Genomic DNA, 24,823 nt, shown 5'->3' on the forward strand with positions numbered 1-24,823 from the left:
CCCGTTTTCGGGATTCACGCACTAAAAACTTGATTTTAAAAAGAATAAATCGCCTATTCCCCTTTCGCCTCCACCATCACCACACTTTCCTTATCAATCACCACGGCGCCCTCCGGCAAGCCCTTTGGTTTACGCACAAATTTCTTGGGCGTGTAGATCACCGGGCACAGCGAATCGTTCTTTCTTTTGGAATAAAAAGCCGCTAATTCGGCTGCCCGCTCGATTACTAATGCCGGAAAATTGCGTCCAGGCTGGTTTTTGACGACCACATGCGAGCCGGTAACGTCCTTAGCATGCAGCCAAAGGTCGTCTTTGGAAGCAAATTGTTTGGTCAACACATCATTGTTCTTCGCATTGCGGCCGATCAGGATGGTGTAACCCATGAATTCCACTTTTTTAAAAAGATCCGTGGCCGTTGCAACGGCTTTTGTCTGGTCGAGGCCATGGGTTTTAATGTAACCCCGCAGTTCCCGCAAGGACTCGATTGCTTCAATTGCAGTTAAATGTCTGGCCAGATTCTGACGCTCCGTTTCCCTGGCGGCGAGGCTGTCGTTCAGTCTGCCTAATTCTATTTTCTCATTTTTAGCCTTTCTGTAATAACCTTCTGCGTTTTTCTGGGCGGTAAGATCCTTTTTGAGCTTAATAGTGATGGGCTGGTCGCGGTAGAAATCGAAGAGTTCTATTTTTTCGGTGCGCTCGGGAATGGCGTGGAGATTGGCCATGATAATGTTACCAATCTCATCATTCTTGGTGGCTTCTTCCAGCTCGACGAGTTTTTTAAATGTATTTTCTAAATAATTATCCGTCTGCGAAAGCCTTTTTTTCAGCATGCGAATGATGTCCGCCTTTTCCTTCTCAATACCGCTTAGCCGGATATAGGCCAGATAAAAACCATTCAGCGCCTCAATAGGATCATTATATTCGGAAACAATGTCGCCAGCGGGCAAAAGTGAAAGCGTCGGAACGAGCTCGATTTTAGTTAAATAATAAGGCGGCGCATTCAGTTTCGTTAGTGTCTGCTGAATAATGTTCCACTTCTCTGCGGCATCATTTATACCACTTATTTTTTCTGTCAAATAAGCATTTACCAGCTTTCCGAATGTTGGAAATAAGGTTTCGAAACGCTCATTATTCTGGATAAATGCTTCGTAAGTCTGGTCAATGTCGCGGTTGAGTGATTCGGATGTGATCGATTTATCCGCCGGAAGTTTGTTATTAAAAAGCTGTGTGGCAGCGCCTGCTTCATTCAACGCAATCAGATTAGACCGGTTACCGAAAAGCTTGAAGACCAGCTTTTTACCATCCTGAAAACTAATCTGAATTGCGCGTTCATTTAAATAAACCTGAACAAGATCTACTTTTTGATTTTGAAAATCAGTGAAAAGATTAACGCTATTTCGGCGTGCCCGATCGAAACTATCCGGGAAGCTCAGGCAAGCGAAATTGGATCTTAATGTGGCTTTGATAAAAAATGGGGCAACCAGATTTTCGTCGCTCACGGAAGAGTCGAACACGAGGATAATTTCGTCTTTTTCCTGACTGAAAGCTTCAATAAAGGTTTTTCCGGCCAGTTGCTGATGCAAGGCCGGGGCAAGCTGTTTTAAGAAATAATAATTCTGGTGCACGTCATTTCGGATAATTCAGCGCAAAAGTAGGCACTTTTAACATAACCCGGTTACGCTGGCCAATCGCCGCTCCTCTTCCTGAACCGCATCGAGGAAACCATTTTTCGACAGCCATGCATCATTATAGTAAGTGTCCTGGTAACGCTCACCCGAGTCGCAGATCAGCGTGACGATCGAACCTTTCAAATCCTGCTCCTTCATTTCCTGCGCCAGTTGCAGCGCGCCCCAGAAATTCGTCCCCGTGGAACCGCCTACCCTTCTGTTCAAGAGTTTGGACAATGTTTTCATCGCCGCAAAACTCGCCGCATCCGGCACGCGGATCATATGGTCCACCACGGTTGCAATAAAAGAAGGCTCCACCCTCGGCCGGCCAATGCCCTCAATCCGTGATCCAAAATCGCTGCAAACGCCCGGATCATTGGTTTGCCAGCAATCGTAAAAAACTGAATTTTCCGGGTCCACCACACAAATCCGGCTCGCATAACGCTCGTAACGCACATAACGGCCCAATGTCGCCGAAGTCCCGCCAGTTCCCGCGCCTACAACGATCCAGGTCGGGACCGGGTGCGCTTCAAACTGCATTTGCCGGAAAATCGATTCCGCAATGTTGTTGTTCCCCCGCCAGTCGGTTGCCCGTTCCGCATAAGTGAATTGGTCCATAAAATGACCATTATTTTCCTCTGCAACGCGCCTGGAAACGTCATAAACCTCGGCAGGATGGTTTACAAAATGACACTTCCCGCCATAAAATTCAATCGCCTGCACCTTGTCCTGGCTTGTCGTTTTAGGCATTACTGCAATGAATGGCAAACCCAGTAACCGCGCAAAATAGGCTTCCGAAACCGCAGTAGAGCCACTCGATGCCTCCACAACCGTCGTCCCCTCATGAATCCAGCCATTACAAAGCCCATACAAAAACAGCGACCGCGACAACCGGTGCTTCAAGCTCCCCGAAGGATGCGTCGATTCGTCCTTAAAATAAAAATCAACCCCTTCAAAAGCAGGCAATTGCAAAGGAATCAAATGCGTATCCGCCGACCGCTGATAATCCGCCTCAATCTTGGTAATGGCAGCGGTTACCCAGTTAGTAGCAGGCGGGAGTGTGTTTGTTGGATGCACGGCAAATGTTTTAATGAATTGGCAAATAAAAACATTAATTATCGGAAACGGCAAACGAGCTTCGCACGTGCCTGATTTGATATACCCCCAAAAAAAAGAGAAGCTTCCCAAACCCGGGAAGCTTCTGCAATATTACCACTACACTTGAAATCTTAATGTACAGATGATGGATCAACCTTGGTTTTGCCGCTTTTGGTCCAGAGTACGAAGGGGACGCAGATGAGGAACATGAGTCCCAGATAAAGGAACACGTCCATGTAGGACATCACCTGCGCCTGTTTTGTGACCGTATAGTCCAGGATCTTGTAACCGCTTTTCAGGGCCACATCCGCAGGCATTCCTTTGGCCATAAATGATTGCTGCAAACCTTCGACACGCTGCATGACAGACGGATTATTGATGTCCAGCTTGCTCACAAGGTCATTACGGTGCAGCATATTCTGGCGGGCCAGGTAAGTTGTGATCACCGCCACGCCGAACGAACCGCCCAGCTGCCGCATCATTCCTGTAAATGCGGCTCCTTCACCGATTTCCCTGCCTTTTAATGTTGATAACGCTAATGTTGTGATCGGGACAAATAACAATCCTAAGCCAATTCCACGCACGATCAGCATGTTGAAGAACGCATCTTTTCCGGTGTCAGGCGTAAGGATGAGGTAACCCCAGTAACTGTATATAAAGAAGAAGACCATCCCGGCCGAAACCAGATATTGCTGCTTCACCCCACGCTGAATGAGCTGACCCACAATGGGCATCATCATGGCCGTAACAATCGCCGCGGGCACCATCAGCATCCCCGATTGCGTCGCCGTCCAGCCTAATGTGGCCTGCGTGTACAAAGGAATGATGAAAGTTGAACCATATAATCCGAACCCAAGGATGAAGGATAAAATGGTCCCGACGCGCAGGTTTCCATTCGCTAAAACGCGGAGGTTAACGATCGGATTTTTATAAGTCCATTCTCGCCAGATGAAGAAAAAGAAGCCAAAAACAGAGGTTACCGTTAACAGAATAATGATTTCGTCATTGAACCAGTCTTCTTCCTGCCCTTTTTCCAACACATATTGGAGCGAACCTACGGCAACGGCCAGCAGCACTATGCCCCAGTAATCGATTTCATTCGCTGCTTTCTTTTGCGAAAACCTTGGACTTCTAACAAATTGCAAAGTCAGCATGGCGGCAATGATGCCGAGCGGAATGTTGATGTAAAAAATGTACGGCCAGCTGTAATGATCCACAATGTAACCTCCTAGCGGCGGGCCCAATGTTGGACCCACGATTACACCCAGACCGTAAATGGCCTGCGCAATCCCGCGCTTTTCGGGTGGGTAACTTTCGGTAATCAAAGTTTGTGCGGTTACGAGCAATGCGCCGCCGCCCAAGCCTTGTATTAATCTGAAAAACACAAGTTCCCAGATGTTGTTCGCATTGCCGCAAAGAAAGGAGGCAACCGTAAAAATAATGATCGAAGCGGCAAAGTAATTGCGGCGGCCAAACTGCTGCGAAAGCCAGCTGGTCATGGGCACAATGATCACATTACCAATGGCATAAGCCGTAATAACCCAGCTCACTTCGGATAATGTACCGCCCAGGTTTCCCCGCATGTCGTTGAGCGCCACATTGACAATGGTGGTGTCAACGATTTCGAGCAACGCGCACAGTACAGCTGTTATCGTAATGATGACCCTGCGGAAACCATATTCGACGAGTGATTCCTGTAATTCCATTTAATTTGGGTTTAAGGTCAGTGTGCTGATCCTTAGTTCAATTCCACATCCACGAACACGTTCATGCCCGGTCTTAATTCTGCTATGCGCTGGTCGTTTGGCTGGGTAAATTCAATTCTTACCGGCAGACGCTGCACCACTTTTACAAAGTTTCCACTTGCATTATCAGGAGGAAGCAAAGCGAATCTTGCGCCTGTTGCTGGCGAGAATGAAGCCACTTTTGCTTCAAATTCATGATCCGGATAAGCATCCACATGGATTTTCACGTGTTGTCCCAATTTCATTTTGGTCAACTGCGTCTCTTTGAAATTCGCAACAACCCAGGGCTCCGTAGTGGAGATAATGCTGAACAGCGACTGACCGGCCTGTAAAAACTGGCCCACCTGCGCATTCACTTTCGAAACGCGGCCATCTGTCGGCGCCGTAATGACTGTGTAAGAAAGGTTTAGCTCTGCATTGGCAATTTCTGCCTGGCGTGCCTTAATGTTTGCATTGGCAACATTGGTTTGCACGGAAGTTGCCCGAGTCTGGCTGCCTGCTGCTTTTGCCTGGCGTTCCGCTGCGTTTTTCTGCGCCACCAAAACAGCCAGCTGACGCTCTGCTTTTTGTTTCGTTGCAGAAGCCTGCTCATATTCCTGCTGCGTGATCGAATGGTCTTTGATCAGGTTTTCGTAACGCGCAAAATCCTGATTTGCCCGCCATACATTCACTTTCGCTTCTTCAATCTGCGCTTCTACAATCGACACATTCGCCTGATACGTGATGCCGCTTGCCTGCGATGCATTCGTGGTTGCATTGGCTACGACCAAACTTCCCTGCGATCCCGCCAGTCCGGCTTTTGCCTGTTCCAGCTTGATCAGCTGATCGCGGTTGTCAAGCACGATTAATGTGTCGCCTTTTTTAACAGTTTGGTTGTCCTTTACTTTAATTTCTGTTACATAACCTGATATCCTGGGAATTACAGGGCTAATGTTGGCGTCGATCTGCGCGTCATCTGTTTCTTCGTGATGCAATCCGTGGTTGTATTTGTTAAAACCCCACGTTCCGCCGATCGCAATCAGCACGCAAAGAATGATCACGAATGTGTAGCTTTTCTTTTTTGGAGCTTCCTCTGTTTCCAATGTATTTTGTCTGGTTTCCATTTTAATTATGAATGACTGAATGAGTGAATGACTGAATATTGTAATCAGTCTCCGATTTATAGTTAGTTAATTACTCCGGCTGATTGTTCTAGTTTTTTGTAGGCTACGATAGCGTCGGCCTTGGCGGCTTCGTAGTTGATGCGGGATTGCACCTGGGCCACGTCTGCATCGAGTAATTCTGTGGTGGTTACCAGGCTGTTATCGTATTTATTTTTAGTAATCCGGTAATTTTCATTGGCTTGCTCCACCGCCTTGGCGTACACATCGATTTTTCTTTTGCTCAAAACATAATTGTAATAAGCCGTGTTGACTTCCAGGTGAATGCGGTCCAGGAGGATCTGCTCATTCGTTTTCAGCTGATAAACTCTCGTTTTGGCCTGCTCCATTTTTGCACCCGATTTCCAAAGCGATCCAATGTCATAACGTACGCCAATCCCCGCATTCATCGCATTTGGGATCGTGGCGACACCTGGAATGCTGAGCGCCACATAACCGGCGGTTAAGGCCACATTGGGATAAAAATCCGCCCTAACAACCTTAATATCCGAGTTTGCTGCCTTCTGACGGATGCCATTTGCGGCAATATCTTTGCGGTGAGAAATGGCCGTTTGCTCCCACTCCGTCGCGATGCCTTCCTCCTTCAATGTGATAAAGCTGGCCGAATCCGCTGCAAGCACCGTGTTTTCAGGCATGCCCAGCAGGAGGTTCATATTAATGGTCGTTACTTTCAGATCGTTTTCAGCGTCCAGCAAGGCAAGCTCAATGTTCGATTCCTGTAATTTCGCTTTCATCAAATCGTTTCTGGCGAGCATTCCGTTTTTTTCACGGTTTGTAAATTCCGCTACGCGCTCACGTTCCCGCAACAGGTTCTCTGCAACCAGATCCACCGATTTTTTTGCTTTGTACAAATTGCTATACGCTGCCACGGTGTTCTGGATCACGGCATCCCGGTCGTTTTCGGCGTCCAGCTTAGCTGCTTGTTCCAGGTAATGTGCTGATTCCAAGCCATATTTAAATCGGAAACCTGAAAAAATCGGAAGAGATGCGCTCGCCATTCCGTACATTACCTGGTGCACTTCGGGAGAACTTGTTTGCGTGCTGTCGTTCCCGTTCCTGGGTAGTTTGAGGTTAATGTTCGGAGAATTCAATCTCAGGTAAGATCCCGAAACGCTCAGACTAGGCAACTGATTCTCCCGGATCTGCTTAATACTCAGACCGGCAAGGTCCACGTTGGTCTGACTTAGTTTGAGCTGTTTGCTGTTTTGTAAACTCATTTCAATCGCTTCTTCCAGCGTCAACTTGCGCTGTTCCTGGGCGAACGAATGAGCGGTTGCGGCGAGCCAGAACACGCTGGCGATCGCAAAAACCATTCTTTTAGTCCTGGTTGTGGTGTTCATTAGTTACTGTTGATTTAAATAAACTTTTTAAGTGCTGGCTTAACTTTCTTCTCAGATGCGTCTGAAATTCAGCCTCTTCCATGTCTTCCAGACCATTGATACGCTTGTAAAATTCTTGTGTGGCGATTGCGTAATTGATCGTCCCATATAATGTTGTGGTCATCAGGCTGAGGTCAATGTTCTTGCGAAATGCGCCCTGGGCTTGTCCTTCCTCGATCAGCTTCTGCATCAATTGAATATTGCGCATTTTTAAAGTCCTGATATGCTCCGAAATGGTGGGCGTGCGTTCCGAGGAAAGCTGCTCGCGCATCATAATGTTGTGAAAGCATTGGTTTCCCATCAGGCGGTCAATAGCACTGTCTATCAGGATGTTGATTTTCTGAATGGGGATTAGATCTTCGTTACTCAGCAAGGTTTCCATCCGCGAGCGGGACTCACCCATCCGCATTGCAAAAAGTGCCTCGATCAGTTTTTCCTTGGATCCGAAATAATAGGAGATCATCGACACATTCACATTGGCCTCCTGCGCGATGTCCCGCACCGAAGTTCCCGCAAACCCTTTGTCGGCGAACAGGCGTTCAGCGACTTCTATAATTTGTATTTGCTTTGTGTTATATTCCATTTAAATGACTCATTAACAGTTGTTAGTATTAGCTATCCGATAATGATGATGCAAATTTACGCTGGCTCAAAACAAAAATCAAACGCTTGTTTGATTTTACTAAACAAACGTTTGATTAGTAAAATGAAATGTTGCTTTAATACCATTAAAATTTTTTTAATCTCGGGGAAAAGCCGGTTGCAACGAAATTGATGGGAACATTGTCCTATTTTTAAGGCAAACGGGCACATGAAAACATCCGTTTGTTCCGCAGGCCTGCGTTTTGGCAAAACTCCTCGTTCCATGAAAATACTTTTTACCAAAAACCTTGGGCTGATCCTTCTTTTTCTGGCAGCTTGTAATGTAGCCTTGGCTCAGCAAAGTCTTCCAGTCTGTGGCACAAATGATTCATTATCAGCATCCCGGCTTCAAAAATTCGCTCGCGTAAAAGACCTCACCCGCGCCAGAACGGCCAATGAGCAAAAACTGGAATACAGGCTCGCCCTCGACATTAATTATAAAACATATATGCTCTACGACGGAGATAAGACCCTGATTACAAGGCGCGCCGTCGAATTCATCAATCGTGCCTCCGCTATTTTCGAGCGGGATATTAATGTGAAACTGACCATCACGTCAATCCTGATCTGGGACAAACCCGAGCCGTATGCCCTGGATGAGGATTTTCAGTATTATGGCAATGTTCAGAATTACTGGGCATCCAACCGAAATGACGAGAGGGACGCAGTGGTGAGCCTTTCGAGCCGGGATGGCTGGTTTTATGGCGGCTATCGCATGTGTTCTTCCAATTTTCCAAGGCCCGAAATGCCTGACCTTGCCGTAGACCTACTTTGTCATGAGCTTGGGCACACATTAGGCTCTCCGCATACGCATAACTGCTCGTGGCCAGGAGGCCCGATCGACCGCTGTACGACTTTGGAAGGTTCGAATTCGGAGTGCGAAGAAGGCTATCAGGAATCTGTCAATGGTTCTCTGATGTCCTATTGCCGGTCTGTTTTGCGTTTTCACCCTTTGTGCCAGAACCTGATGCGGAATTATGCCGAGGGCAATATGGATGGGAATTTCAGACTAAATGCCATTCAGGCAAACCCGAACGCGCCGGATTCATTGATCGTTTGTGAGGATGACGCTCAAAACGCCTCAAATACGCCTTCATTTCGCTGGAAAACGCCTTTTGGTGTAGACCAATATCGCTTCCAGATTGCCAGCGATGCTGCTTTCACCAACATTGTGGAGGACACATTGATTGCCCAGTCACATTTCACATCTGCCGGGCAAGGCGAAGGATCCTATTTTGCGCGCGTAGGCACCGGGCAGATTCCAAAGGCTGTATTATGGTCGCCTACGCTGTCATTTTCTATCTCGTCATTTAACCAAAAATCTGCTTCACCGCTGTTAATGAATGCTTTATGGAGAAATGATGGATTATTTTCCGGGCGTTTACAGCAATACGAGGGCATCGAATCCTATCAGATTGAAGTGATTGATAAGAACCAGAGTTATCGTGTTATCTATCATGATTTCCTCGTTACCAGCCAAAAAATTCAGCATTTCAACATTATACTCAGGCCCAAAGGCTCCGAACGATATGCCGTTCGGCTTCGGGTGAAAAAGAACAATGTATTCAGCCAATGGACTGATGCCCAGTATTTCTTCCCACCATGGAACACCACGTTGTTGCCCGCTACAAATCTTTCCAATGCTGCCGCCAAGCCCATTATCGCGGTTTCGACGCTCATCTCATCCATGCACACCGGGTTTTGGCAGAGCATTGAGATTGCCAGTGACGCTGCATTCAAAAATGTTATTTTCAAAGATTCCATTGCGCTCAGCGAAATGAATGGTGCTTTCGCTAACAAGGGTGTTTTTCAACCCGGTTTACAGGAAAACCAGGCTTATTTTGGTCGGACCAGAGCGCAGTATATGCCTGGTATTTTCACTGCCTGGAAAAATTTCGAAATAAAAACCAATTGGGATGATTCGCGATTTGAATTCCTGGGCGTAGTTTCCAAAAACCTGCTTTCTACTTCAAATGGATATGGCGTGCTGAAAAACCGTTTTTATAATGCCGGTGACAAACTGTACGTCTACGAATTCAGCAACGGCTTTTATACAACGAAAGACCTCAAAACCTGGCAAGCCAGCACCATAGCAACGACAAAAGGCAAGAGCCCTAACACCATCCATTTTTTCGGCGCCAGATGGGACGACGTTTTCGCGATGAGCTTCAATGCGTTGCTCAAACGCAAGGTCGACGGAACATATGACAGAAGTTTTGCCAACGAAAAGTTTTTCTCGGACGAATTAGCGCCGCTTGTGATCACCGCTTCAACGGGTGTATTTTTCAAAACATTTGACCGCGGCGTCGGGCGGTTCCTGAATGGCGAATGGACATTTTACGGCCAGGATGTCCTTGGCAGCAATCACGTGATTTGCGTTGCAGCGGATGCCGCGGATAATGCATGGGCAGTAATGGAGGGTGGCCTGGTCTATTCATTTAAAGATAATCATTGGGCTCCGCAGCCTCATTTGAATGGTTATCCAGGCATTGCAGGCATTGCTTTTGACAGCCAGCAGAATCTTTTTGCCTATGGTGAATGGGGTGTTTCGAAACTGAGAAAAAATTCCGAAACCTGGGAGCCGCTCTTCTCATTGCCAGGTTACATGATCCGAAAAATCATTTTTGACAAAAACAATCAAATGTGGGCGGCTGCTTACGGTTATCCCGATCAGAATTACGAGCCGCATGCATTGATTAGGTATAAAGACCAAAAAACAACCGCTTATGCCGATGGCCTGAATATACTAAAAGAGCCGTTTGACATTACTATTTTCAATGATAAGCTGTTGATTCTCACAACCGGAGGCGAAATCCACTCGTTTCAGGAAAACGAGTTCCAGCGCTTCCAGCCCAAAGCATCCTACAATGCCGGCGAAGAAATAACCGTGACGCTGACCACAAACACGACTTTTGGAAAAAATAACGAAACCACCTTTGTCCTGCGCAACACCGCCAACAACGCAATCACAAAAATTACCGGCGTGAACATGACGGGCAGGGCTTACACCCTAACGATTCCAGCAGACATTATGGGCGGCACTTACCAGCTGAGAACCGCAACCACAGAACCGGAAGTGACTAGCAATGAAAGTGTTGCATTCAAAATCATGGCATCTCCCAATGCTAACAGGCCTGATGAAGTTACTTTGATGCAGAATGTTCCTAACCCAGCCGGTGCGAGCACGGACATTGCTTTTTTCCTCCCCGCTGATGAACAGATGACATTGACCTTATATAATGTTAAAGGACAAAGGATCAAATTATTAGCAGACGGCAAATTTCCTGCGGGCTGGCACATTGCGAAGCTTGACGGGCCGTTGCTTCCATCGGGGATTTACATTTATCAGCTCAAAGCCGGCAATGTGACGAAAACACTGAGAATGGTACGCTGAGGTTATTTAACGCGCTGCGGATTCTCGCTTACAAACGCGCCCCAGCCGCCTTTTTTAGATTTTTTGGAAGAGCCGGCTGAAACAGAAGCAGGTGAATTGGCGTGATATTGGTGGCAAATGGCAATCGCGATTCCGTCGGTGGCGTCCATAAATTCGCGGCTCAGTTCCATGTTCAGGATTTTTTCCAGCATATAGGCAACCTGCTCCTTGGAAGCGCTTCCGCTGCCTGTCACCGACTGTTTAACCTTTTTAGGCGAATATTCGACGATCGGAATGTCCCTGGCGAGGGCGGCGGCCATCGCCACGCCTTGCGCGCGGCCAAGTTTGAGCATGGATTGCGGATTTTTGCCGTAAAATGGATCTTCAATCGCCATTTCGTCGGGCAGATATTCCTCGATGAGCTGGGTGATGCGCTCAAAGATTTTCTTTAACTTCAACTCGTGCGTAGTATATTTGCTCAGATGAATCACACCATATTGAACCAAAGTAATGTGCTGGCCTTTCACCGAAATCACCCCGTAACCCATCACCTGGGTGCCGGGATCGACTCCAATAATCACTTTTTCGGTAGCGTCGGTTTGCTGCATTTTAATCATGGTGCAAGATAAGGAACTCTCCCCTGCCAAAGAAAAAAGAAACCTGCAAAACCTCCTCTGGCTGGGCAAGCTCATCATCACGCTCCTGATCCTGAGTTACATCTATAAAACATTCCGGAATGAGCAAAAAGGCATCGGCGACGTCGGCGCTGTTTTTCATGATATCCTTGTGGTTGATCATTTCCCGATCTTGTTTATTATGCTGCTGCTGGTGCCCGTCAACTGGGCGCTTGAAAGTTTGAAATGGCAGCAACTGGCAAAAAAAGTGGTTGATATCAGCTTCCGGGACGCATTTCGGGGCACATTAACCGGCCTTGCATTTGGCGTTGCGGCCCCGGCGCAGCTTGGCGACACCATCGGGCGCGTGGCTGCATTGAAGTCGGACCGGCGGCTGGAAGCGATTGGAGCAGCGATTGTTTCCAATGGCATTCAGTTTTACATTTCCGTGGTGGCCGGTGCGGTGGGCTGGTTTCATTTGCAGGAAAAAATAGGGCTTTCTCTGCAAAGCAAACAGGTGATTAATGTAGTCCTTGCCGTGGTGATTATTTCCGGGATTTTGGTTATACAGTTCCGCAAACCACTCACCGACTGGCATCCTAGGCGCAAAGTTTTCCAGAAAATGCACACTTATCTTCGCATTATCGGCAATTACGCTGCATGGGATATTGGTGTTTCTACGTTATATGGGTCGCTGCGTTACGCCGTGTTCCTGAGCCAGTTCGTCCTGGCGCTATCCCTTTTCAACTTTCCCGTTCCTGCGCTTGAACTCGCCTCTGCGGTTTCGTTGATTTTTCTGGCCAAAACGCTGATCCCGGCTATCAATGTGCTGGGTGATCTTGGGCTGAGGGAATTCACTGCTTTGCTGGTTTTTAAACAATATCATTTGCCTGCGGACGAGATTATCGCGGCAACTTTTTTGGTCTGGATACTCAATGTGCTCGGACCGATCCTGATCGGGATTTTCCTGATCTGGAAATATAAATGGAGTAAGATGAAATTTTCCGGCTCCAATAACTAATTCAATGACAACCCATTATATAACTTCCTGGCTGATTCCCCTACTCTGGCTCGTCATTTTGAGTTACTCGGTCTTTACATTCATTCTTACCTTTTTCTGGAATCGGATCAAGCCATCGGGTGTTTTTAAGTTTGATAAACGGATCTTCATCACGGTCATTGTCCCGGTGCGGAATGAGGAGGATAACATTGGTTTGCTGCTCAATGATCTGGATAAGCAACATTTCCCGCATGAGCAATTCGAAGTACTCATCATGGACGACAACTCCACCGACCGCACTGCGGCGATCGTCCAGGCGCTTGCTGCCAAATCGCAGGTAAACCTTCATCTGATCACGCTGCCCGACACGGCTACGACCTCTCCCAAAAAGCGGTCGATTGAAACGGCCATATCACGTGCAAAAGGCAACTTAATCGTCACCACCGACGGCGATTGCCGCGTAGAATCGGGATGGTTACAGTCTATTGCAGCCTGTTATGCGGCCACAAATGCTAAGTTAATCAGCGCACCGGTCACCTTTTCTGAGGAAACAACGCTTACCGATCATTTACAGACTGTGGAATTCGCAAGCCTTATCGGCAGCGGCGCGAGTGCCATTGCGGCTGGCTATCCTTCCTTATGCAACGGGGCGAACCTTGCTTACGAAAAGAATGCGTTTATTGAAGTCGATGGATTTGAAGGCGTGCGGCACATTGCTTCGGGTGACGATGAATTTTTGATGCACAAAATCGCAGCCAAGTATCCGAAAGGGGTTCATTTCTTAAAAGATCCGAGGGCGACTGTGACGACGAAGGCGCATGATAACTGGCAGGCTTTCTTCCGGCAGCGGAAGCGCTGGGCGAGTAAGTGGAAACATTATCAAAGCAAAACACCGCTGTTGCTGGCGATCTACATTTTCGCTTGTAATTTTTCGCTGATCGTAAGCGGATTGCTTTTTGCGTTCGGGCTGGTGGATGGCTACTTTTTTCTAAGCCTGTTATCTGCCAAATGCTTGCCGGAGTGGCTTTTTCTCGGCTCTGTTTTGACTTTCCTTAAAAAGCAGAAATCGATTCTCTACATTCCGATCACACAGATTATCTATCCTTTTTATGTGTGCTTTTTCGGGCTGGCAGCGCAGAAGCCCGCGTATGAGTGGAAAGGGAGGAAGTTGGTTTGAATAAAAAATATCACTTTTAGAGTGGCATTTGGCGAGGTATAATGGAGCTGGAAAGGCAACATACGCAAGCAATGCAATTTTATAAGGAAGTATTACATTCAAATTTTTAATGACGTAACGTCTTGCAGAAAGTATTTGTCGATTACTTTCAGTGTAATCGATTGAGGTGCTACGGCCATGGCCATATTTCTTAGGAAAACGGCCACGCTATTTTCCCATTGCCCCATTTTTCCTAACATCAGGCTGTCGTCAACAATTGATTTCGCACGCGGAAACTGGATCGATTCATATAGTTGAAATGCTGTGTCTGTAATACCATATTTTCTCATGATCTCGCCTAATAAGTAAGCACCTTCAATAGCAAGACACCCGCCTTGCCCCAGATTGGGCGTAGTCGGGTGTGCTGCGTCGCCTATTAATGTGCAATTTCCCCTGGTCCAACCCCTGACGGGAATCCTGTCCGACAGGCTATCCTTAACGATGTAGTCACTTTTGGCAATCAACTCTGAAATGGGATGGTGCCAGTAACCAAAGAGCCTTTGTAACTTTGGCTTGGTTCCTTCGGGCTCATCATCGGCCATGAATTTTTCGTTCAATGTAGCCCACCAGCCGTATCGCCCGTCCGGGAGTGGGACGATGCCTACCCGTTTACCTTTTCCATAACTTTCGCTCGCGTAATGAATTTCGGAGTTGGACGCTGCAATGCCGCGCCACATATTATAACCCCGAAAAACCGGCTTCCCATCATTCATAATGCCCTGCCTCACAACAGAATTGATCCCATCGGCTCCTATCAGTGCGTCGAACATTCTGGAGTCACCATTATTAAAAGTGAGTTTCACTTTTCCATCACCCGTGCTTTCAAACGATTCCAATGTATGATTGGGATAAAATGTCGCTTCCGCATGTTTGAGCAGGATTGCGTAAAGATCTGTGCGAAGCATTCCGAGGGCTGGAAGCTGATAACGCGGCTCGGTCTGGGCGAGAATTCTCCCATCATCTGTTTTCATAAAAATCCTGGTGATTGCACTGCCTATTCCCACGACTTCCGGCAACAATCCAAGCTGCTTCAATACCCGTAATGCGTTGGGGAATAAACTGATTGCCACGCCGATCTCACTAAACTCCGGATTTTTTTCAAATATATGGCACTTAAAACGTGAACCTTTCAGGCAAATAGCCAGGGTTAAACCTGCAATTCCGCCACCGATGATCGCAATGTCCTTTGTGTGCATGGGGTTTGGGCTGTTAGTTTCTTAATTTTTTATGATCTTCTCCGACTGCACAGTGCCATCATTCCTCGTAATGCTGATGATGTAAACGCCGGAAGGATATTTCTTAAAATCAATCTCCTTCCCGGCCATATCCCGCAGTTGCGCGTAGTTAAACTCTGCTACTTTGGCGCCTGACACATTTATAATTTTAAGATTTTCCAATGAAGGCCAATCCCTAGCTTTAATCGAAAGCCTGTCTACAACCGGGTTCGGATGAAACGTAAGGCCCCCCTCACCACCATAGTGAACGTTACGCATGCGGCTATACGCATAAGTCCCATCCTGATCCACCATTTTCAGCCGGTAAAGGTTATCGCCTTTCACAGGGCTGCTGTGCTCAAATGCATAAGTCCTTGTCGCATTGCTCTCTCCCCCAGCCTTCACCCGACCGATCTCGCTCCAATACTTACCATTAATGCTGTGCTGGATTTCGAAATGGTCGCTATTTGTTTCCTCGGAAGTACTCCAAGTTACCGAAACTACTAGTTCATCTGTTAGCATACATTTAAAATCAATAAGTTTAACAGGTAACGCCGATATCGCTTCCGGCGTCAAACTTCCCAGAACCCAAGTGACGCTCACTCCGCCGCCGGCAGAAGTGTTGGACGCACCATAGATGCCGGAGGGGGAAATAGATTGGGCGCTCGCCATTACTCCTGACAAGCATACCCCTGATAACATTAAAAGTCTCTTCATTTTGCAGCAGATTTTGTTGTCCTGGAATTTGCTCCGCTATTAATACTCGCTTCCAGCAACTCCAACCGCTTACCCATCTCCCGCATGCCTTCCAACTCCTTACGCAAAACTGCAATCTCATCCGTCTTACTTTTCAATTCCTTCACCGACTCAATAAGGTGAGGAACCAAACCAATGTAGTTAACCGATTTAAAACCGTCCTTATTCGTCGAAACCAATTCAGGAAAAACCTGCTCCACTTCCTGAGCAATCAAACCAGTTTGCAGCGTCTGGTCCTTTGTTTTGTCTTCCCAGTTGTAATGGTAACCTTGCAAGCTATTTACTTTTCCGAGGCTGCTTTTGAATGGTTGAATTTTTGTTTTTAGGCGGCGGTCGGAGGTTTGGATTAGGTTGCCGTTTAGATAGCCATTTCCTTGGTCATTTACCCAGAATCGCCAGCCTTTAAGAAAAAACCCAATTTGCTGGTCATTAACCATTCCAACGAAACCGTCAGGATTTCCATTTTGACTATCAAAATAAATTCCTGCGGATTCGAAATTATATCGGATCCTCATTCTTCCCCCAAGATCTAATTGATAATTTGGATTAGTAACACTTGTTCCAATTCCTACTTTGCTGTTTCTAAGTATTGTTAGCGCGTTAATACGAGTAGAATTGGATATCCCAATACCTAACTGAAAAATTCGATCTGTTTGCGATTCACTAGTGGGATTTGGATTATCATTAACTGTGTTCCAGCTACCAAGGGCAACGCCATTCTTTGCCTTTGCAACCGTACCCTCACCCAATGCAGTTGAAGCGAAACCTGAGGCCTCGGACTTACTTCCAGCTGCAAGAGAGGCTTCCCCACTTGCTATCGACAAATTGCCTAAGGCTGATGAAAACTTTCCCTCGGCGAGTGAGTTACTTCCGCCAGCAAATGAAAATTCCCCGATCTTCGAATCATCCCAAACGCCGGTATTTTCGAAGCCAACTCTGAAAGCAGCTTTTCTGGGATACCAAATAAATTTCGAGTTTCCAGGAATAACCGGAAGTACAGAACCTTGACCAACAGTTCCAGTCATAAAGACAGGATCATCATTTTTCAACCGATCTGCCTCCGTAGCATGTAGGGCATAAGGAACGCTCAGCAGTTGCGTCGTGCCTATATCGACAAAATTGCTTCCGGAAGTAGGATCAATCTCTACCTTTAAATAGTATTCGGCTTTCCCCCAATTGATAGTGGTTAGATTCATGCCCGCGCTTCCTACAGACACATTGAATATTCCATTGGAACCAGTAACCGGCGTGTGCTCTTCTTCGAAATAGACATTTGAGTTTGGCGCTGTTTCGTAGATAGTAAGTCGAAGTCTTACAAGCTGATTCGCAACAATCTTACCAGCCGCGTCCCGCGCCACTCCTTGGAAGCTGAACTGCTGCGGTGCCTGAGCGTTGCAAAGCAGCGAACATAGCAATAGTAAAGCCACGGCAATCGGTCTTAAATAATTCGGAAAGACTTTTACCGCCCGCATGTGTAAGTGTAGAGTCCTGTTTCTCATAGTTTAATCTGTTTTTTTAGTATAATGAATGTGCATGCCTTGGGGCGATGCCCTTATTTGAGCCTAATGTTCTGTATTAATCCGCAGAGATGAAAAATCCAATGAGCAAGAGGTGAGATTGAGTTATCTAAGGGTGAGATTTACGCTCAGCGGAAAGCGTATTAATTTTCATTCTCCGGATCGTCTGGAAGCACCCGTGTTTGGTCGTAAACATGGTTTTTATCCCGGCCACTATATTGCCCCGTCGCTTTGAAAGAGCCGGGGTCGGCACCTGGAACAGTATATCCCCGATAGTATACTTGTTTATGATCACGGGCATAATAGGAACTGCTTACATAGCCGGGAACATCGGTGTCCAGCCGTACGATTTCAAATGTTGCCGCATCCACATCGACCAGCTCCTTGATCGAGTCATTCATTAATCCACCATAATAATAGACCCTGTGATCTCTTACGTGGTAGCCTGCGGGTGTGAGCGCACCGGGCTTGAAAACACCTTTTTTATACGAACATCCAATGCATTTCGAACAAATCCATACAAGACAAATAACCACCAATATGCCAAGCAGATATCTCATTTCTTCATAAAAGTTAGATGAATCGATAAGGTTATCGCATTTGTCCATAGCCTCAAAATCCGATGATTTTCCGGCTGGCGCTATTGAGGGATAGGTCGTTGCTGGTTGCTAAGCACAGAAAGCCAGGCGCTTGGCCGGGCGCAAAAAAAAGGCTGTCTCAAAACGAGACAGCCTTTTCCTGATCACATAACGCTATATAAACTCTTACTTATTTTTTCAGGATCTTGGAAGAATATGCGCCTTCTTCATTCACAATGTTTACAATGTACAAACCCGTTGCGAAAGACTGAACATTTACTTTGAGCTCTGTCTGGTTTTGGGTGGGCGTAGCTTGGTAAACCTGTTTTCCATTTAGTGTCAGAATTTCAAATTTTTTCACTGGTGAGTAACTTTTCACTGTCACTTCGTCCTGCGTTGGATTCGGGTAGAAATCTACTGCAAGCCTTGCATCGCATGTTCCGGCTTCAACGCTGCGGATCGCACTATATTCAAACGTTTCATCATTATCAACTTGTTGCAGACGGTAGTAATAAAATTTCGAAGGAGCCGATTCTCTGCTGAAAGGGGCGTCGCTGTATGTATATGTATCCTGCGTTGTGCTGTAATTAATGCGGTTGAGCGAGGTGAAGTTTTTTGCGTCCGTTGAGCGCTCCACTACAAAGTGTGAGAAATTTTTAGCTTCCGTAACAGCCCATTTCAACTGAACATCGCAATTTTCATTTTTTGCTGTGAAGCTTGCCAATGTTACAGGCAATGTGCCTGTTGGCGGAGGTGTTGTGAAGCATTTGCCGTCAGGGGTAGACACCGGGTAAGTGACTTCAACGATTTTCCAGGGAGTAACTGTAATCCTTACTTTCGCGCCTTCGTTGAGGATCGATGAATAGCGATCAGTAACTTCTACCCACTTTTCGCCATCCTTTTCCCAACCCGGCCAAGCCATTCCCGCTCCGTTCTCGTCCACCGCTGCGCCTGGGAATAAAATGCTGCCTTTCAACGGTAACTCACTGTTTTCCTGGATAATACTTTCGTCAGAATTGATCCATTCTATTTTCGCAGTCTCTCCGGTTGCAGGGTAATTTGGTGTTATTGTATATTCCAACCATGGCGCATTGTTGATGCATTTTGATTCAACTGTCACTTCGATCGCTTTCTCAACAGGCTCAGGAATGGAAGGTAAAAATGGCCAGAAATGAACCTCGTCGCGGGTGTGTACAAAGCTCTTGGCAATGATCTGTCCGTTGATATTTCCATTGTTTTCTTTGATCAAATTGGCGCAGGGAGCGAAAATAGTCCCGTGGATCGGCGTGTTGCCGCCTAGTACCAGCTTGTCGGTCGCATCCGGGAAGTTGTAGATCACGTAGCTCCCTTGCGGATCGGACAATCCGCCCACGCTTGGGAAATTAATGATTGGATTGTTGCCCTTCGACGCCGCAAATGTTGGGAAGTCTACAATGTTGATAATCAATGCAAATGGACCTGTATAGCTTGCATCTCCCAGTTGCGGGCCTTGTGGGATATGTTCGATGTTTGTGTTTCCTATTCTATCCCAAACTGCTCCTGAAACAGTCAGGACATTGATCTTGTTAGGGTCAACGATAATCTTTGGGTTATTCCCGATTTTCGAAGGGTCCAGGTAAGGCCCCGTTTCCATTCCCGTAATGATATTCCCATTCTGATCGCGGATCGCCAGGTTGTCTTTCATGTCTCTCAGCTGGTTCGAGCGCTTCATGAAAGTGGTGAAAGCCCCATCTATATCGATCTGATCGCTGCCTGTACCGAACACGTTCTGGCAAATCGGATTCTCACTATCGCTTACTTTCGGAGACCAGGTGTTTACATTGGCATTGATCGTAATGTTTGGCGTATCGCTGTAATTGGCTGTGCTTCCGGTAATCCGGATAGTCGACTCCGCATTGTTATTATCCTTATACCAGACACGCAAAGGCGTTGCCGCATTGGCATCTGCTGGTGCACATTGCCCGATTTTCAGATAATTATCACCATTGATGGTAAGGCTTCCGCTATTGAGCTTCACCCCGCCCCGTACGGCCAGCCCGATTGACGCACCGCCCACAAAGAATACGCCGTGGTTTTTATTAAAGCTGATCTGATATTGATTAGTAGTAAGATTACCGCCGATGGCAACAGGACCTTCTGTTTCATTGGAGATAAAAGTTGCATCGCCTTTTACAAAAATATTAAATCGCTTGGCGGCTGCGGTTGGGCTTTGCGCCCGGGCATCATTCAAATTCAGTATGACAGATGCGAGAAGGGTTACGAGTAAAAGTTTGGCTGACATTGTTGAGTTACTTTTAATTACTCAACGAAAGTAGCCGACGCCAAAAAGTTTGTAATTCTTTTTGTGACAACCCGGCGAATGCTTGGGGTGATTTCTGAAAATTCAGGGGTTTCCAAAATTTACAAATTGCACTTTCTTCATATCACCGCTTGGAACTTAATAACTAAATGGAGTCCCAATACTATTTACTTTTTTCCTTCAACACGCATTTATTCTACATTATTACGTCGTAAGTATGCCCTGGTGAGCACATTACCAAACACTATTTCTACATACCACATTGAGCGGGCAGTTTTAATATTTAATATACATTATAACAATTCCGCTACCCGGCCTGGCGCAACAATACTGAGTCTTTGCCGACGTATGTAGATGATCCAATTATTTGGATGCAGGGCGTCCCTTTATTTCTTTGATCTCATTCTGCATTTCCTGCAACATTTTCATCAGTTGTTGCATGTCCGTTTGCGGCTCAGGAAGCTGCTTGCTGTGAAAGCTGTAGTATTCCCAAAGCTCGATCACTTCTGAAAGTGGGACGGTGTAAGCAAAATATTGCTTGTTAAATGATTGCAGTAACATGGTGCCATCCTTATTAATGGTAACCTGTTTGAAAACAAAATCCTGGTCACCCTTTAAGATAACGATACACGGTGTCTCCGGCCGGATCGTGGTCCAGTCCTGAACATATTTTGTAATGATATCACTTCCTTCCGGAACCGGTAACATGGAATCGCCAATGGTTGGGAACATCCTGAATGTGCCATTCTTAGGAAGCGTAGGCAAGCTGAACCTTGGTAAGGTGGCCAGAAATTCAGGGTCGCTGTAACCCGAGCGGTAACCTGCCTTGGCCTGCACGGGAACGTACTCAATGTTCTCCTTCTCCTCGCGGTCCACGGTGATGGCAAGCACGCGAATGTTGTCGCCCTTCATAAAGAGTTCACTGCCCTCTTCCAGGTCTTTCACTTTTTGTTCCGAAAGCCTGCTAAGGTCGATTTTGAGCAAACTATCGATGCTCATTCTGAAAAACTCAGAAAAATGGATCAGATCGTCAATGGTTGGATTGGCGGTACGGCCACTTTCATGCGCATTCAATTTTACCCTTGTAATCCCCAAGCGCTCAGCCAATGCTTCCTGACTCAGTTTCAGGCGTGAACGAAGGAATCTGATGTTCACCGGCCAATAAATCTCCTGATTTCTCATAACGTGAATGATATCTTGTAAATCAAACATCTGATATTAATAATATCAAAAGTAGCAGCATTTTTTTATTTTCCTACAAAATATGGCTAAAATAATTTTGTTTAACTATTTTTGAAAAACGTTAAACAAAATGTCATCATATTCTATCAAAGACCTGGAACGGATCAGCAATATGAAAGCGCACACCATTCGCATATGGGAGCAGCGTTATGGCTTGCTTGAACCCGACAGGACGGATACCAATATCCGGTCTTATAATGATGACCAGGTTAAGAAGCTGCTGAATGTCTGCACGTTGCTAGACAGAGGCATGAAAATTTCAAAGATCGGCAAGCTCTCAAAATCTGAAATGGCGAGTGAGATTGAGAAGGTCATTCATGATTCTTTTCAGGGAGATGTGCATGTGGAAGCGATCATTAACCAGGCACTCATCGCCATCACCACTTTTAATGTTCCGCTTTTCGATGAGATATTTTCAAATGCTGTAAAAAAGTTTGGCTTGAAAAAGACCTATATAAAGATCCTGTATCCGTTGCTCGTCCGGACGGGCCTAATGTGGGTAAAGGACGATCTGCTTCCCTCGCAGGAACACTTTTTATCCAACCTGATCAGGCAAAAACTTTTTGCGGCCATAGACGCGCTGCCTGTGGCCACCCATACGGACCAAAAGTGGATCCTGTTTTTGAATGAAGAAGAAGATCATGAGATAGGCCTGCTATTTGCCTATTATATGATCCGGCAGGTGGGAAAGGAAGTGGTTTATCTGGGCGCCCGGGTTCCTTTCAGAGATCTTTCACCGGTTATTTTAGGCTGCGAGCCAACGCATGCATATTCCTTTTTTGTTCGCAATCAGTTTGACGATCAGATAGAAACACTCCTGGGGAATCTCAGAACTGAGTTTCCGCAAATAAATGTCTGCGTCTCCGGAGGCAGTGAAAAATTAAAGAAAATTGCCTCCAAAAAAGGAGTTAACTTGATAGAAACAATTGAAAATCTGACTGATATTCTTATCTCTCCCAATGCACAACGGACGCCTACCCAAATCTGATAAATCACACGAAATTGCAGTCATCGGCTCGGGTTTCGCGGGCATGGCAGCGGCCGCAATGCTGGCCGAAAGCGGGAATGAGGTCACCGTTTTTGAAAAAAATTGCAACATAGGAGGCCGCGCACGGACGTTTTCTCAGGACGGTTTCGTCTTTGACATGGGGCCAAGCTGGTACTGGATGCCGGATGTTTACGACAGCTTCTTCTCGCTGTTTGGCAAATCCACTTCTGATTTCTACGAATTAAAGAAACTGGATCCGGGCTTCGCCGTCATCTTTGAAAATGAGGTGATGGACATCCCGGCCAACTTCGATGCAGTTTGTGACCTTTTCGAGAGCATTGAAACGGGCAGCGCCGACCAGCTCAGGAAATTCATTGCAGAAGGAGAATTCAAATATACGGTGGGCATGAATGACATGGTTTACAAGCCGGGACATTCGGTTACTGAGTTTTTCAGCCTGAAATTATTCAAAGACGCGCTCAAACTCCAACTTTTTACGTCGTTCAGTAAGCATGTCAGGCGGTATTTCAAAGATCCGAGGCTGCTTGCACTGATCGAATTTCCCGTGTTATTTCTGGGTGCTATGCCTAAGGACACACCTGCCCTTTACAGCCTGATGAACTTTGCGGGCCTTAAACAAGGCACGTTTTATCCGATGGGCGGCTTCGGAAAAGTGGCGGATTCGTTCAGGCAAATTGCGGAGAATGCTGGCGTAAATTTTTTAACCTGCCAGAACATTGAAAAGCTTGAAGTTACTTCCGACGTCATCAGTCATTTACATACCAACAAAAAAAGCATAAGGACGGATGCAGTAATCGGAAGTGCTGATTATCATCACATTGAACAGAATCTATTGGGTAAAAATCATCGCACATATGATGAAGCATATTGGGAAAACAGGACGTTTGCCCCGTCCTGCCTGCTATTTTATTTAGGTGTAAATAAGAAAATTGATAAGCTCCGGCATCACAACCTCTTTTTTGACGAGCACTTTGACCAGCATGCCGTTGAGATTTACAAAGACAAAAAATGGCCTGAGCGACCATTGTTTTACGTCTGCTGCCCGTCGAAAACAGACCCATCCGTTGCACCCGAGGGAAGTGAGAATTTATTTGTACTGATGCCAATTGCCATCGATCTGGATGATCCCGATTCGATCCGGGAAAAGTATTTTGACGTACTTATGGATAGGCTTGAAAAATTTGTGGGCGAGGACATCAGATCACATGTGGTTTACAAAAAGAGTTATTCTGTCTCAGATTTCATCAGTGATTACAATGCTTATAAAGGAAACGCATACGGACTTGCCAACACGCTGATGCAGACGGCCATATTCAAACCAAAACTTAAAAGCAGCAAGGTTAAGAACCTTTTTTATGCTGGTCAGCTGACTGTTCCCGGGCCTGGCGTTCCTCCTTCGATCATCTCGGGCCGCATTGCGGCTACTGAACTTCAAAAATACCTAAACAAGTAAGTCATGAAAAGCTTATACGACAACCTTTCCGCGACATGCAGCAAAACAACCACACAACTATATAGCACGTCGTTTTCGCTGGGCATTTATTTCCTAAAACCGGCTTTGCGGGCACCCATTTACGGCATTTACGGCTTTGTCAGGCTTGCAGATGAAATTGTGGATAGTTTTCATGACTACAACAAGGAGTTCATGATGAACAAAATCCGTCAGGATACGGTGGAAGCGCTCCGCGACGGGATTAGTATTAACCCGATCCTGAACAGTTTCCAGCACGTTGTAAATACTTATAACATTGAATGGGAGCTGATTGACACGTTTTTGAAGAGCATGGAAATGGATCTGATGAAGACGGAGTATACTTCGGATTCATATAATGAATACATTCTTGGTTCTGCGGAAGTGGTTGGTTTAATGTGCCTTAGGGTTTTTACAGAAGGTAATCAGCAGCAATTTGATGAGCTTAAACCGTTCGCTATGAAACTGGGATCCGCGTTCCAGAAAGTAAATTTCCTGCGCGACCTGAAAGCGGATTACGTGGATCTTGGCCGGACTTATTTTCCAGGCGTGAATTTTGATCATTTTTCAAGCAAAGAGAAGGAAAAGATCCAGCAGGAGATTGAGGAGGAATTCGAGCAGGCGCTGATCGGCATTAAGCGGCTCCCGAGCGGTGCACGAAGGGGCGTTTATCTGGCTTATTATTATTACAAAAAACTTTTCCTGCGCATTAAGGAAACGCCGCCCGAAAAAGTAATGAACGCACGGATCAGGATTCCGGATCATGACAAGGTAGGACTCATGTTTCGTTCGCTGGTAAGGCATCAGTTCGACCTTTTATGACGTTTTTTTGTTAGTTAAACA

The 24,823-nt window shown here is 46.3% G+C and carries 19 protein-coding genes; 6 read left to right on the forward strand and 13 right to left on the reverse strand.

The window, feature by feature from the left end; all coding sequences use genetic code 11:
• Nucleotides 1-53: 53 nt before the first annotated feature.
• The 6 genes from NFI80_RS09425 to NFI80_RS09450 form a co-directional block, all read right to left on the reverse strand.
• On the reverse strand, nt 54-1,583 hold the full coding sequence (locus NFI80_RS09425; protein WP_255703448.1) for an NFACT RNA binding domain-containing protein: 1,530 nt from the start codon (nt 1,581-1,583) through the stop codon (nt 54-56).
• Between the two features lie 78 nt (nt 1,584-1,661).
• Nucleotides 1,662-2,744, reverse strand: coding sequence for a PLP-dependent cysteine synthase family protein (locus tag NFI80_RS09430; RefSeq protein WP_235161765.1), 1,083 nt, complete (start codon nt 2,742-2,744; stop codon nt 1,662-1,664).
• A 152-nt stretch (nt 2,745-2,896) separates the two neighbouring features.
• Nucleotides 2,897-4,471: a DHA2 family efflux MFS transporter permease subunit gene (locus NFI80_RS09435; protein WP_235163225.1), complete on the reverse strand. Its 1,575-nt coding sequence runs from the start codon at nt 4,469-4,471 to the stop codon at nt 2,897-2,899.
• 32 nt (nt 4,472-4,503) lie between these two features.
• Nucleotides 4,504-5,613 (reverse strand): HlyD family secretion protein, encoded by a 1,110-nt coding sequence (locus tag NFI80_RS09440; RefSeq protein ID WP_233796226.1) that lies wholly within the window; start codon nt 5,611-5,613, stop codon nt 4,504-4,506.
• 62 nt (nt 5,614-5,675) lie between these two features.
• Nucleotides 5,676-7,010, reverse strand: a complete 1,335-nt coding sequence (locus NFI80_RS09445) for a TolC family protein (RefSeq protein ID WP_235161763.1) — start codon at nt 7,008-7,010, stop codon at nt 5,676-5,678.
• On the reverse strand, nt 6,988-7,632 hold the full coding sequence (locus NFI80_RS09450) for a TetR/AcrR family transcriptional regulator (RefSeq protein WP_235161762.1): 645 nt from the start codon (nt 7,630-7,632) through the stop codon (nt 6,988-6,990). The genes NFI80_RS09445 and NFI80_RS09450 overlap by 23 nt, the downstream gene beginning before the upstream one ends.
• Before the next feature lie 282 nt (nt 7,633-7,914).
• On the opposite strand from NFI80_RS09450, the gene NFI80_RS09455 reads away from it, so the two are divergent.
• Nucleotides 7,915-11,085, forward strand: coding sequence for a zinc-dependent metalloprotease (locus NFI80_RS09455; protein ID WP_235163224.1), 3,171 nt, complete (start codon nt 7,915-7,917; stop codon nt 11,083-11,085).
• A gap of 2 nt (nt 11,086-11,087) precedes the next feature.
• Here the strand turns inward: NFI80_RS09455 and ruvC are convergent, their stop codons facing one another.
• On the reverse strand, nt 11,088-11,672 hold the full coding sequence (gene ruvC, locus NFI80_RS09460; protein ID WP_235163223.1) for a crossover junction endodeoxyribonuclease RuvC: 585 nt from the start codon (nt 11,670-11,672) through the stop codon (nt 11,088-11,090).
• Between the two features lie 7 nt (nt 11,673-11,679).
• On the opposite strand from ruvC, the gene NFI80_RS09465 reads away from it, so the two are divergent.
• Nucleotides 11,680-12,699, forward strand: a complete 1,020-nt coding sequence (locus tag NFI80_RS09465; protein ID WP_235163222.1) for a lysylphosphatidylglycerol synthase transmembrane domain-containing protein — start codon at nt 11,680-11,682, stop codon at nt 12,697-12,699.
• Nucleotides 12,700-12,703: 4 nt separating this feature from the next.
• On the forward strand, nt 12,704-13,855 hold the full coding sequence (locus tag NFI80_RS09470; protein WP_233796221.1) for a glycosyltransferase family 2 protein: 1,152 nt from the start codon (nt 12,704-12,706) through the stop codon (nt 13,853-13,855).
• Between the two features lie 98 nt (nt 13,856-13,953).
• Here the strand turns inward: NFI80_RS09470 and NFI80_RS09475 are convergent, their stop codons facing one another.
• From NFI80_RS09475 to NFI80_RS09500, 6 genes are all read right to left on the reverse strand, one after another.
• The gene (locus NFI80_RS09475) at nt 13,954-15,090 is read right to left on the reverse strand and encodes an FAD-dependent monooxygenase (RefSeq protein ID WP_235163221.1); all 1,137 of its coding nucleotides are present in this window, start codon (nt 15,088-15,090) and stop codon (nt 13,954-13,956) included.
• Between the two features lie 21 nt (nt 15,091-15,111).
• Nucleotides 15,112-15,825 (reverse strand): T9SS type A sorting domain-containing protein, encoded by a 714-nt coding sequence (locus NFI80_RS09480; RefSeq protein ID WP_235163220.1) that lies wholly within the window; start codon nt 15,823-15,825, stop codon nt 15,112-15,114.
• Nucleotides 15,822-17,363, reverse strand: coding sequence for a tail fiber domain-containing protein (locus tag NFI80_RS09485; RefSeq protein WP_235163219.1), 1,542 nt, complete (start codon nt 17,361-17,363; stop codon nt 15,822-15,824). The genes NFI80_RS09480 and NFI80_RS09485 overlap by 4 nt, the downstream gene beginning before the upstream one ends.
• Before the next feature lie 161 nt (nt 17,364-17,524).
• On the reverse strand, nt 17,525-17,941 hold the full coding sequence (locus tag NFI80_RS09490) for a DKNYY domain-containing protein (protein ID WP_235163218.1): 417 nt from the start codon (nt 17,939-17,941) through the stop codon (nt 17,525-17,527).
• A 208-nt stretch (nt 17,942-18,149) separates the two neighbouring features.
• Nucleotides 18,150-20,240, reverse strand: coding sequence for a choice-of-anchor A family protein (locus tag NFI80_RS09495; RefSeq protein WP_235163217.1), 2,091 nt, complete (start codon nt 20,238-20,240; stop codon nt 18,150-18,152).
• Between the two features lie 381 nt (nt 20,241-20,621).
• Entirely contained in the window at nt 20,622-21,440 is an 819-nt protein-coding gene (locus tag NFI80_RS09500) for an XRE family transcriptional regulator (RefSeq protein ID WP_235163216.1), read from the reverse strand.
• Between the two features lie 130 nt (nt 21,441-21,570).
• Between NFI80_RS09500 and NFI80_RS09505 the strand changes: the two genes are divergently transcribed.
• The 3 genes from NFI80_RS09505 to NFI80_RS09515 are packed head-to-tail and all read left to right on the forward strand — an operon-like array spanning nt 21,571 to nt 24,802.
• On the forward strand, nt 21,571-22,488 hold the full coding sequence (locus tag NFI80_RS09505) for a MerR family transcriptional regulator (protein WP_235163215.1): 918 nt from the start codon (nt 21,571-21,573) through the stop codon (nt 22,486-22,488).
• Nucleotides 22,460-23,962: a bifunctional phytoene desaturase/3,4-desaturase gene (gene crtID, locus NFI80_RS09510; RefSeq protein ID WP_235163214.1), complete on the forward strand. Its 1,503-nt coding sequence runs from the start codon at nt 22,460-22,462 to the stop codon at nt 23,960-23,962. Before NFI80_RS09505 ends, crtID begins: the two co-directional genes overlap by 29 nt.
• Before the next feature lie 3 nt (nt 23,963-23,965).
• Nucleotides 23,966-24,802: a phytoene/squalene synthase family protein gene (locus NFI80_RS09515; RefSeq protein ID WP_233796212.1), complete on the forward strand. Its 837-nt coding sequence runs from the start codon at nt 23,966-23,968 to the stop codon at nt 24,800-24,802.
• The last annotated feature ends 21 nt before the right edge of the window (nt 24,803-24,823 follow it).

The sequence above is a fragment of the Dyadobacter chenhuakuii genome, from assembly GCF_023821985.2.
GTDB classification, from domain to species: Bacteria; Bacteroidota; Bacteroidia; order Cytophagales; family Spirosomataceae; genus Dyadobacter; species Dyadobacter chenhuakuii.

Excerpts from the sequence above, each read along its gene's own strand:
- NFI80_RS09470 (WP_233796221.1), top strand. The coding sequence starts at position 12,704 with ATGACAACCCATTATATAACTTCCTGGCTGATTCCCCTACTCTGGCTC.
- NFI80_RS09440 (WP_233796226.1), bottom strand. The coding sequence starts at position 5,613 with ATGGAAACCAGACAAAATACATTGGAAACAGAGGAAGCTCCAAAAAAG.
- NFI80_RS09450 (WP_235161762.1), bottom strand. The coding sequence starts at position 7,632 with ATGGAATATAACACAAAGCAAATACAAATTATAGAAGTCGCTGAACGC.
- NFI80_RS09485 (WP_235163219.1), bottom strand. The coding sequence starts at position 17,363 with ATGAGAAACAGGACTCTACACTTACACATGCGGGCGGTAAAAGTCTTT.
- NFI80_RS09465 (WP_235163222.1), top strand. The coding sequence starts at position 11,680 with ATGGTGCAAGATAAGGAACTCTCCCCTGCCAAAGAAAAAAGAAACCTG.
- NFI80_RS09455 (WP_235163224.1), top strand. The coding sequence starts at position 7,915 with ATGAAAATACTTTTTACCAAAAACCTTGGGCTGATCCTTCTTTTTCTG.
- NFI80_RS09495 (WP_235163217.1), bottom strand. The coding sequence starts at position 20,240 with ATGTCAGCCAAACTTTTACTCGTAACCCTTCTCGCATCTGTCATACTG.
- NFI80_RS09435 (WP_235163225.1), bottom strand. The coding sequence starts at position 4,471 with ATGGAATTACAGGAATCACTCGTCGAATATGGTTTCCGCAGGGTCATC.
- NFI80_RS09445 (WP_235161763.1), bottom strand. The coding sequence starts at position 7,010 with ATGAACACCACAACCAGGACTAAAAGAATGGTTTTTGCGATCGCCAGC.
- NFI80_RS09515 (WP_233796212.1), top strand. The coding sequence starts at position 23,966 with ATGAAAAGCTTATACGACAACCTTTCCGCGACATGCAGCAAAACAACC.
- NFI80_RS09505 (WP_235163215.1), top strand. The coding sequence starts at position 21,571 with ATGTCATCATATTCTATCAAAGACCTGGAACGGATCAGCAATATGAAA.
- NFI80_RS09500 (WP_235163216.1), bottom strand. The coding sequence starts at position 21,440 with ATGAGAAATCAGGAGATTTATTGGCCGGTGAACATCAGATTCCTTCGT.
- ruvC (WP_235163223.1), bottom strand. The coding sequence starts at position 11,672 with ATGCAGCAAACCGACGCTACCGAAAAAGTGATTATTGGAGTCGATCCC.
- NFI80_RS09475 (WP_235163221.1), bottom strand. The coding sequence starts at position 15,090 with ATGCACACAAAGGACATTGCGATCATCGGTGGCGGAATTGCAGGTTTA.
- crtID (WP_235163214.1), top strand. The coding sequence starts at position 22,460 with ATGCACAACGGACGCCTACCCAAATCTGATAAATCACACGAAATTGCA.
- NFI80_RS09490 (WP_235163218.1), bottom strand. The coding sequence starts at position 17,941 with ATGAGATATCTGCTTGGCATATTGGTGGTTATTTGTCTTGTATGGATT.
- NFI80_RS09480 (WP_235163220.1), bottom strand. The coding sequence starts at position 15,825 with ATGAAGAGACTTTTAATGTTATCAGGGGTATGCTTGTCAGGAGTAATG.